The sequence below is a fragment of the Protofrankia sp. Cas8 genome (genome assembly GCF_963555845.1).
GTDB lineage: Bacteria > Actinomycetota > Actinomycetes > Frankiales > Frankiaceae > Protofrankia.
The window spans coordinates 1-9,064 of the sequence record NZ_CAUVXI010000220.1 but is presented as its reverse complement, the minus strand read 5'-3'; the positions used below and the strand labels follow the sequence as shown (position 1 = coordinate 9,064).

Sequence of the window (9,064 nt, the reverse complement as noted above, 5' to 3'; positions counted from 1 at the left end):
GGTCTTCCGCCCGCTCGCCCGCCGGCGCGCCTCCGCCGCCGAATCCCTGGTGGCGAGTCTGGGCGTGCTGGTCCTGACCGTCGGAATGACGGCTGGGATCTGGGGACTGGGTTCCCGCGGAGACGCGCCGAGTCTGTTCCCAGCCCGCGCGGTCGTGCTGCCGGGTGACAACCGCATCGGTGTGGACGCGCTCGCCGAACTGGGCTTGGTCATCGCCGTGTGCGTGGCCCTCGGGGTCATCACGAACCGCACCCCTTTCGGTCGGCAGGTCAAGGCGGTGGTGGACGACCGCCAGCTCGCCGAGCTTTCCGCGATTCCAGCCGACCGGGTCGCGGCTGCCGGCTGGGCCGTCGGTACCACCCTCGCCGGGTTCACCGGCATCCTGCTGGCACCGCGGCTGCAGCTCACCCCGTACGGACTCACCCTGCTGGTCCTGGAGACCTTCGCGGTGGTCGTCGCCGCCCGCCTGTCCAGCATGCCCGGTGCGGTCATCACGGCCCTTGCCATCGGCATCCTGCAAAGCGAACTGAGCCAGTTCCAGGTGACCGGCAGGTTCGCGGCGCTGTTCCTCGCCGTGCAGTCCAACCTGTTCGTGGCCGCGCTACTCATCCTACTGCTGCTGGTCCCCCGATTGCGCGAGCTCGGCGGAGACGCCGGTTCCACCGGCCGCTTCTCCAGTCGTGGCGCGCCGCCGTCGCGCCCGCCGGGCCCCGGCGGACAGCGCCGCGATGTCCTGGGGAAGCTGGGCGGCGCGGCGCTGCTGCTAGCTCCCCTCACGTTCGCCCCGGCAGACCTGCGCAATGCCTTCACCGTGCCGGCCATCGCTCTGATCTTCCTGTCACTGGTGATCGTCACCGGCTACAGCGGCCAGGTCTCGCTGGGCGTGGCCGGCTACGCCGGGCTCGGCGCGCTGCTGTCCGCCAAGCTCACCGCCGGTGAGCTTTTCGGGCTGCCGGCGCTACCCGGTCTTGTCGCCCTGCTACTCGGCGCGCTGCTGGTCGCCCCGGTCGGCCTGCTCACCGGCTACCCCGCGATCCGGCGACGGGGTCTCACCCTCGCCCTCACGACGTTCGCGGTGGGCGCGGTCGTGTCCCGCTTCGTGTTCCAGCAGCAGACGTTCGTCTCCAAGTTGCATGTCACGCCACTGTCCATGGCCCACCATGCGTTGTCCGACCGCTGGTTCTACGTCGTCGAACTCGCCTGCCTGGGTCTGGGCGTGCTCGTGGTCCGCAACCTCCATGAAGGGCGGCTGGGCCGGGCGCTGCTGGCGGTGCGCGATCACACCGAGGGTGCGGCCGCGGTCGGCGTCGACGTCCGCAACCTCAAGCTGCTGTCGTTCACCGTCTCCTCGGTCGTGGCCGGGCTCGGCGGTGCCCTGCTGATGCTGGGAACCTCCTCCTTCGACGCCGAAACGTTCTCCCCGCTCAACAGCCTGCTGTGGTTCACTGCGGTCGTCGTGTTCGGCGCGGACAGTGCTGTCGGCGCCGTTGTCGCGGCCGGTTTCATCGTCACCATCGACACGCTGGCCCCGGCCGGTTCAGCCACCCTCGCCGTCGGCATCCTCGCCCTTGCTCTGGGCTGGCTGCCAGGTGGGCTCATCCCCGCCGCCCGGGGCGTGGTCACGTTCCTGGACAGCCGTCTTGCCGAGGACCGTACCGAGGCCGCCGGGCCGCTGCCCGTCCCGAGCGGGATTCGATCGTCTCTCCCATCCGCCGGGCTGACCACCGGCACCGTCGGCACCGCCGGCACCGTCGCCGCGGTGCCGGTCGGATACCCGTACCCGTCGAGCGCGAATGCGACCACGTTGACCCCGTTCGGCCAGGCCCTCGCAGCCCGGGTGCGGGCGGTCACGCGCCCGGAGGCGCTGACGCACTCGAAGGCTTCGGCCCGCTCGGAGGCTCTGACGAGTCCGGGGATGACGCCGTGAGCCGAGCCGAGCTGCGCGGCCGCGGGCTGGTTCGCCGCTACGGCGGGCTCACCGCGGTCGACAAGGTCGACATAACCGTCGCGCCAGGCAAGGTCACTGGACTGATCGGGCCGAACGGTGCCGGGAAGTCGACGCTGTTCAGCCTGCTCACCGGGGTGGAAAAACCGGACAAGGGCACGGTCTCACTCGGCGGACGCAACATCACCCGGATGTCCCCGGACGTCCGCGCCCGCCGCGGTCTGGTGCAGACCTTCCAGGTGCCGTCGCTGTTCTCCAGCATGACCGTCGTGGACAACCTCCTGGTCGGCGCCGAGAACAGGCGCCGCGACTACGCGGGTGGGCTGTTCGGGCTGACACCACACGGCACCGTCAGAGCCCAGCGGATGGTGACCCGTACGCTCGATTCACTCGGTCTCACCGGCATTGCGGACGTGACCGCGGGGACGCTGTCAACGGGTGCGCTGCGCCTGGTCGAGTTGGCCCGTGCACTGTGCGCCCGTCCGGATGTCCTCCTGCTGGACGAGCCCGCGAGCGGCCTCGACGGGCAGGAAACCGAGCGGCTGTCCGCGCTGCTCCGCCAGGTCGCCGCCGAAGGGGTCGGCGTCCTGCTGGTCGACCACGATGTCGAGCTGGTCTTCTCCGTCACCGACCAGGTGTACGCGATGGTCGGTGGACGCATCGTAGCCGAGGGCGAACCGTCCGCTGTCCGCGACGACCCGACCGTCCGGTCCGTCTACCTTGCCCAGGGGCCGCTGGCATGAGTGCCGAACTGATACTCACCGGAGCACGGGCCGGCTACCGCACCATCGAAGTTCTGCACGGTCTCGACCTGACCATTCCGGCCGGCAAGGTCACCGCGCTGCTCGGGGTCAACGGCGCCGGCAAGAGCACCACGCTGCGGGTGCTCGCCGGCGTGTTACCACTACGGTCAGGATCGTTGACCTGGCGTGACAGGACGATCACCAAGATGTCCACGGTGGACCGCGCCCGAGCAGGCCTCATGCTCGTGCCGGACGAGCGGGCGGTGTTCGCCAGCCTCACCGTGCGGGAGAATCTTCAGATCATCGTGGAGGCGTCGGGCCATCGGGACATCTCGCCGGCGCTGGAAGCCTTCCCCCGTCTGGGTGAGGCCAGACGGCTCACCCAGCGAGCCGGGACCCTGTCCGGCGGGGAACGGAGGATGCTCGCCCTCGCCCGCGCCCTGCTGGCCCGCCCCAAGGTACTGCTCGTCGACGAGCTGTCACTCGGCCTCTCACCGAAGATCGCGAGCGAACTGTTCGAGTGGCTGGCAACCGTGGCCGTCGGTGGCACAACGGTCGTGCTCGCCGACCAGTACACCGAAGAAGCCCTGAACCTGGCAGACGTCGTCTATGTGCTGCACCGCGGCGAGTGTTCGTTTGTCGGCGATCCCGCCGAGCTTAAGGGCGACCGACAATAGGGGACGCGGCGTCGCGGGGCTGACAGGCCCTGGTCCGGTCGATGGTCACCCACCGGCCGGACCGGGCGCTCCAATAGCAACCCGAGTACTTCGGCCTCCGGCGATGCGACAGAACCACGATCGCATCGCCTTTGGCCAGCAACCCGAGGACTTCGGCCTCCGGCGATGCGACAAACCCGGTCGCACCGCCGGAGCCGGTATTACTCGGCCGGGTAGGGCAGGTTCGGGACGTCAAAGCAATTGGTATCCAAATCCTTACCCTGTGTAACCCAGCCTCCCTTCCCGCCATTCGCCGAGTCCTGCCACCGGACGACCTCGATGCAGTTGCGATCGTTCGGCGGAGGGGTGGGACTCTTCGTGAAGTTGCGCGGAGCGAGCAGGCCGTCACCGTTGTAGTCCTGCGGTTGGTTCATGAAACTTTCGACACACACGCGGGTGAGGTTGGCGCCGCAGGACTTCATCGCATCGGTGAGCCACGCGGCGGACGCATAGCCCTCAAGCGTCCACATGTTCAGCTGGCCCTCGCGCGCAGGCTGGTACTTCGTCATTGCCTCGCGGAACTTTGCCACGGCCGGGTTGTTCGTGTCGTTGTAGTTGCGGGTCCAGCTGGTCGCGTAGGTGGCGTTCCGGCAGCCCGACGTATCCGCGAACGTCTTACCGAAGGTGTCGGTCCACCCCTGCGACGTGGTCACCTTCGCCTTGACCGTGAACCCCTGCGCCTGCATCGACTTACACAGGGACAGGTTGCCGTTGTCCTCCATCGCATCAAAGATCACGTCAACCCCGCGCGCCCTCATGTCCAGCACAGCGGCGTCGAAGTTTGGCAGTCCGAAATTGATCTCCTTTTCGACGACCGTGTACCCCTCGCGACGCAGACCGTCAGCGACCGACTTCGCATACCGCTGGGAAGGCGCAATGTTGTAGTACACGACCCCCGCGGTCGTGGTGCTCAGGTTCTCCTTGAGCCACCGGTAGTTCTCCGTGCCCGCATAGAGCGTGCCGCCGTAGCCGGGCCGGCTGCCGTCCCGCGGGTAGTAACTACCGTAGAGAGAGTAAAGGTGGGGATACTGGTCGTAGGCGTTGTTGATCGGCTGGCCACCGATGTCCGGTACGCCCTTGGAGTTGAGGTACGGCGCTCCGTCATAGTTGAACGCCGCCACCCCGGCCAACGCGAAGACCTTCTGGTCGTCGACGAGCTTGCGCACGCACGCTGCGTTGTCCGGCCCGCTGCCATGGTCATCGCACTGGACGAACGTCACCTTGCGGCCGTTCACGCCGCCGGCCGCGTTGAGCGCGTCGAAGTACGCCTTGGCCCCGTATAGGGAGCCGGAGAATGTCGTCGGCCCCAGCGGACTCGTCAGACCGATAATGGTACCGACCTTGATATCGTTCGCGGTCACACCGATGTCCGACGCGGGGTTCGCGCCACCCCCCTGGGATGGGCTGCTGGGCGGCGTGCCCTGGTTACTCACCCTGCTTCCGCAGGCCGCAAGCACGAGGACGGACAGTGCGGCTGTGACGACGAGCGACCTCGCTCGTATGGGCATTACTCTCCCCCGGGATCGTTGGTTGCCCCAGACGTTATTGCGCATGCTGGGATTCTGCGCGTCGTCCTTCCGACACCGAACGCCGCATGAGGCCGGGGCCGGTTCAGGACCGTCCCGCGGGGCCTGGCCAGGCCCCGGCCGTTGTCGTCACAGCAATCAACGCTACGGTCTGGCCGCCACCGCCACCGTCCCCGCCACACCAACCTCCATGATCATATTTCTTGGTCAACCACCGTGGCCCGTCCGAAACCGCCGCCACCACCGTCGGCGCGACACCGGCGCGATGGGCTGAGCCGATACCAGCACCTGACCGTCCTCCGCGAAAACATCATTCTCGCTGTCCCCGGAGTCACCGTTTCTGGAGTCACCGTTTCTGAACTCGCCATCGCTGAAGGCGGTACCGGGCGCGGTACCGGGCGCGGTACCGGGCGCAACGAGACCAGCCGCAACCGAGCCAGCACCGTTGAGACCGGGCGTGGGTGTGCTGGTAGACAGCAGCGTCACCGTGGAGGACAACTGATCACGTTCGACGGTCGATCCGGGCGCGACAGGCAACGCTTCGACGACCGTAGGTACAACCACAGTCGGCACGATGATGGTAGGCACAACCACGGTAGGAACAACGTCGGTCGGCTCCGGCAACGCTTCGACCCCTGTGGCGACCGGCTCTGTGGCCACCTCCGCAACCGGCGGGGCAGCCGGCTCCGCAACCGGCGGGGCGGCCCGCTCTGCAACCGAACCGTCGACGACCTGCCCGTTGGACGTGGTACGGACGGTTTTCGTCCTAACCGACACCTTCCGAGGTGGCTTCGGCGTCGAAGCCAGGACGGCCTGCGGTGGCTCGTCGACCGACACCGGCTCGGCCAGCACGGGTTCAGCCAGCGCAGGTTCAGCCAGCACGGGTTCAGCCAGCGCAGGTTCGGACAGCGACGACTGCGCTGCTGGCTGTCCAGGAGCGTCAGTCGCCGATGAGCCGGACTTCTTGCGGGGCGCACGGGGCGGCCTCGCGGCCCGCTTCGGTTCGGGCTTCGCCGGCACTGCGCTGTCAGCCCCATCCCGGGGCGCGGGAACCGTCCGTGCATCCGGTTTCGCCGCGGTGTCAGCGACGACCTGTGCCTCGTCGGTCTCCCGGGTCACCCGCTGGGAGGGTAGGGCCTCAGCCGGCGCAGCCTCGTCCTCCGGCGACCGCACGGGTGGCTGGGCCGGCACGGGTGGCTGGGCCGGCGTGGACGGCTGGGCCGGCACGGGCTTCGGGTAGGCATCGTGCTGCGGCAACAACCTGTTCACAATGCGCCCGCTCGGGCCGGGCCCGCGGTGCAGGCGCCCATTGTCCGACAGTCGGCGGCAGACCTGGTTCACGGTCTGGCGGCGAAGCTCAAGCGCATCCGCCAACTGTCCGTCGTCCAGGCCGGCCGGAACCTTTGCCAGCCGCTCAAGAATGCGGTCCGCGACAGTAGTCACAAACCCGGACGCTATACGCCATCCAAAATCGGCTTGCAAGCGGGGTGGGTCAACTTCGGCACCTGTCGTCCGTCCGTGGTGACCCTGGCGCTCCGTGCGAGCGGTTGAGGCGTGTCCCGTAGTGGTTTGGTGATCTGACCGCCTTCGCGTGTTACCCGCGGTCCATCCCGGGAATATGCACCGATGACACCGAACGACGGCAAGCCACTGATCCAGCATCCATTGATCAAGAATCCATTGATCCAACCGGGAGGCGACGATGACGCAGCTGATGCCGGACGGCGACATCGACAGCGTCGACGTCGGTTACATCAACACCTATGGCAGTCCGCTCGAGCAGTCCGAGAGTCTCGACAGCGACGGCCTCGGCTCGACCGACCGGGGGCATGACCCGCTCGACGACGGCTGGGATCCGCCCGATCGCTTCGGCCCCGGCGAGCGCTTCGGGACGACCGCAGCGGAGCAGCGTGCGGGTGAGTCCCTGGACTCGTTGCTCTCCCAGGAGCAGCCCGATCCGGATCCCTATGCCGAGGCGGCACGGTTGGAGTCAGGCGACGTCCTGGAGTCCGATGTCTATGCCCCATACGACCCGCCGGGTGGGCGCGGGCTGGAAGCTGACGGCGTCGCGGACGCCTCGCCGCCGCTGCTGGCTGATGACGAGGGCGTGCGGAACGTCACAACCGGCGAGCTCATCGCACACGGTCCGATCGGCGGACGCTGCCGCGGTCGTGAGGACTCTCCGTATGTCGGCGCACCCGAGGAGGAAGCGGTACGGGTCCACGACGAAGAATGATCAAATAGCGCCGCTGCCGCCCGCGGTCTGCGCGCCGCGGGCGGAGGCGTCATGCTGACCAGATGGCCGCCGACGACCAGGCTCCCGACGATGCGCCTCCGCCAGACAAGGCCTCGGCAGACAAGGCCCCGACGGACAAGGCCCCGCAGAGCGACGCCCCCGGCTATGAGGGGCTGGCGACCTTCTGCCACCGGCCGTGGCTGCCGGCGCCGACTGACCTCGCGGCCCGTCGCCCAGACGTCGCCGTGGTCGGCGCGCCGTTCGACATCGCGACCACCAACCGGCCGGGCGCGCGTTTCGGCCCGCGGGCCCTGCGCGCGCTCGCCTACGAGCCCGGCACCTATCACCTCGATCTCGGCGTTGAGATCTTCGATTGGCTCGACGTCGTGGACGCCGGCGACGCCCACTGCCCGCACGGGCAGACCGAGGCGTCCCACCGCAACATCCGCGCGAAGGTCGGCGCCGTGGCCGGGCTCGGGATCGTGCCGGTCATCATCGGCGGAGACCACTCGATCACCTGGCCGGCGGCGTCCGGGGTTGCCGATGCCGTCGGCTGGGGGGAACTCGGCCTGCTGCACTTCGACGCGCACGCCGACGCCGCGCACATCATCGACGGCAACCTCGCCTCGCACGGGACACCCATGCGCCGGCTGATCGAGTCCGGAGCCGTACGGGGGCGCAACTTCGTCCAGGTCGGCCTACGTGGTTACTGGCCGCCGGCGGATGTGTTCGCCTGGATGCGCGAACAGGGCATGCGGTGGCACCTGATGCACGAGATCTGGGACCGCGGATCACGCGCGGTTGTCACCGACGCGATCGCCCAGGCTGTGGACGGGTGCCGCGCGCTCTATCTGTCAGTGGACATCGACGTGCTCGACCCCGGCTTCGCACCGGGTACCGGCACTCCCGAACCAGGCGGCATGACACCCGCGGACCTGCTGCGCGCAGTCCGTCAGATCACGCTGGACACCCCGCTGGTCGCGGCGGACATCGTTGAGGTCTCGCCCCCCTACGACCACGCCGAGAACACCGTCAACAACGCCCATCGGGTCGCGATGGAGATCTTCGCCGCCCTGGCCCATCGTCGGCGCACCGCCGCCGGTGGCGTGCCCGACCTGCCCGGCCGCGACCCACGCGCCACGACGTAAAACGTCACGCATTGTGCTGGCAGACCAGAGCGCCAGCACAATCAGGGGTTCATGCGGAGTGCTACCAAGGACCCTCTGTTGGGCAGGGCAACCGCTTTTGGGAACATAAGGGACAGTACGGTCCGGTACTCTCCCGCAGACTCCCCCTAGAGGGCCAAAGGGCGCGCGACGATCGTCAGATCGCGCGCACGGAGGCCGCAGTCCCCGGAGAACTTGAGGTGGCGCCCATGCAGGGACGGCAGCCCCGGCGAGCAACGAGTCGTCGTTCGTTCCTGCGCGGATCGATCGGCGCGGCCGCGGCGACCGGACTGTCGGCGCTGGTCGCGGCATGTTCGGATTCGTCCACCGGCAAGGTCACCGACCAGCGGCTGCCCAAACCCAGCCCGGGCAACCCGGTGCTATGGCCCATCAGCGGGGACAACCGGCCCATCGCGGGTAGCCTGCAGCCGGAACGCGACCGAACCCTCAAGATCTTCAACTGGCCCGACTACATCGACCCGCAGGCGCTGAAGTCCTTCCGTGACTCGACGGGTGTGACCGTCGACGTGACGACCTTCAGCGACAACCGCGTGGCGCTGGAGGCAATCGCGGCCGGCACCGTCGACTACGACATCTACCTGCCAAGCTACGACCAGCTCCCCAGGCTGGTCGGCAACGGCCATCTACGACCGCTGAACCACAGCTACATCCCGAACATCAGCCAGGTGTGGCCGGACTTCTCCAATCCCTTCTACGACCTGCAGTGGCGCT

The 9,064-nt window shown here is 68.3% G+C and carries 7 protein-coding genes and 1 pseudogene; 6 read left to right on the top strand and 2 right to left on the bottom strand.

Going from position 1 to position 9,064, the window contains the following annotated elements; all coding sequences use genetic code 11:
- The 3 genes from U9977_RS22930 to U9977_RS22920 form a co-directional block, all read left to right on the top strand.
- Positions 1–1,927 (top strand): ABC transporter permease (locus U9977_RS22930; protein WP_322751355.1); only part of this gene is annotated, 1,927 nt, incomplete at its 5' end.
- Complete coding sequence (locus U9977_RS22925) at positions 1,924–2,688, top strand: ABC transporter ATP-binding protein (protein WP_322751354.1); 765 nt, start codon at positions 1,924–1,926, stop codon at positions 2,686–2,688. The genes U9977_RS22930 and U9977_RS22925, both read left to right, overlap by 4 nt.
- Entirely contained in the window at positions 2,685–3,365 is a 681-nt protein-coding gene (locus U9977_RS22920) for an ABC transporter ATP-binding protein (RefSeq protein ID WP_322751353.1), read from the top strand. The genes U9977_RS22925 and U9977_RS22920 overlap by 4 nt, the downstream gene beginning before the upstream one ends.
- A gap of 200 nt (positions 3,366–3,565) precedes the next feature.
- On the opposite strand, the gene U9977_RS22915 is transcribed toward U9977_RS22920, so the two are convergent.
- Positions 3,566–4,906, bottom strand: coding sequence for an ABC transporter substrate-binding protein (locus U9977_RS22915; RefSeq protein ID WP_322751356.1), 1,341 nt, complete (start codon positions 4,904–4,906; stop codon positions 3,566–3,568).
- Positions 4,907–5,137: 231 nt separating this feature from the next.
- The gene (locus U9977_RS22910) at positions 5,138–6,373 is read right to left on the bottom strand and encodes a hypothetical protein (RefSeq protein ID WP_322751352.1); all 1,236 of its coding nucleotides are present in this window, start codon (positions 6,371–6,373) and stop codon (positions 5,138–5,140) included.
- 259 nt (positions 6,374–6,632) lie between these two features.
- Between U9977_RS22910 and U9977_RS22905 the strand changes: the two genes are divergently transcribed.
- The 3 genes and pseudogenes from U9977_RS22905 to U9977_RS22895 all read left to right on the top strand — a co-directional run.
- Positions 6,633–7,166 (top strand): hypothetical protein, encoded by a 534-nt coding sequence (locus tag U9977_RS22905; protein ID WP_322751351.1) that lies wholly within the window; start codon positions 6,633–6,635, stop codon positions 7,164–7,166.
- Between the two features lie 62 nt (positions 7,167–7,228).
- Positions 7,229–8,314: an agmatinase gene (gene speB / locus U9977_RS22900; RefSeq protein ID WP_322751350.1), complete on the top strand. Its 1,086-nt coding sequence runs from the start codon at positions 7,229–7,231 to the stop codon at positions 8,312–8,314.
- Between the two features lie 227 nt (positions 8,315–8,541).
- A pseudogene (locus U9977_RS22895) lies at positions 8,542–9,064 on the top strand (substrate-binding domain-containing protein); the annotation flags it as partial.

Excerpts from the sequence above, each read along its gene's own strand:
- U9977_RS22920 (WP_322751353.1), top strand. The coding sequence starts at position 2,685 with ATGAGTGCCGAACTGATACTCACCGGAGCACGGGCCGGCTACCGCACC.
- U9977_RS22905 (WP_322751351.1), top strand. The coding sequence starts at position 6,633 with ATGACGCAGCTGATGCCGGACGGCGACATCGACAGCGTCGACGTCGGT.
- speB (WP_322751350.1), top strand. The coding sequence starts at position 7,229 with ATGGCCGCCGACGACCAGGCTCCCGACGATGCGCCTCCGCCAGACAAG.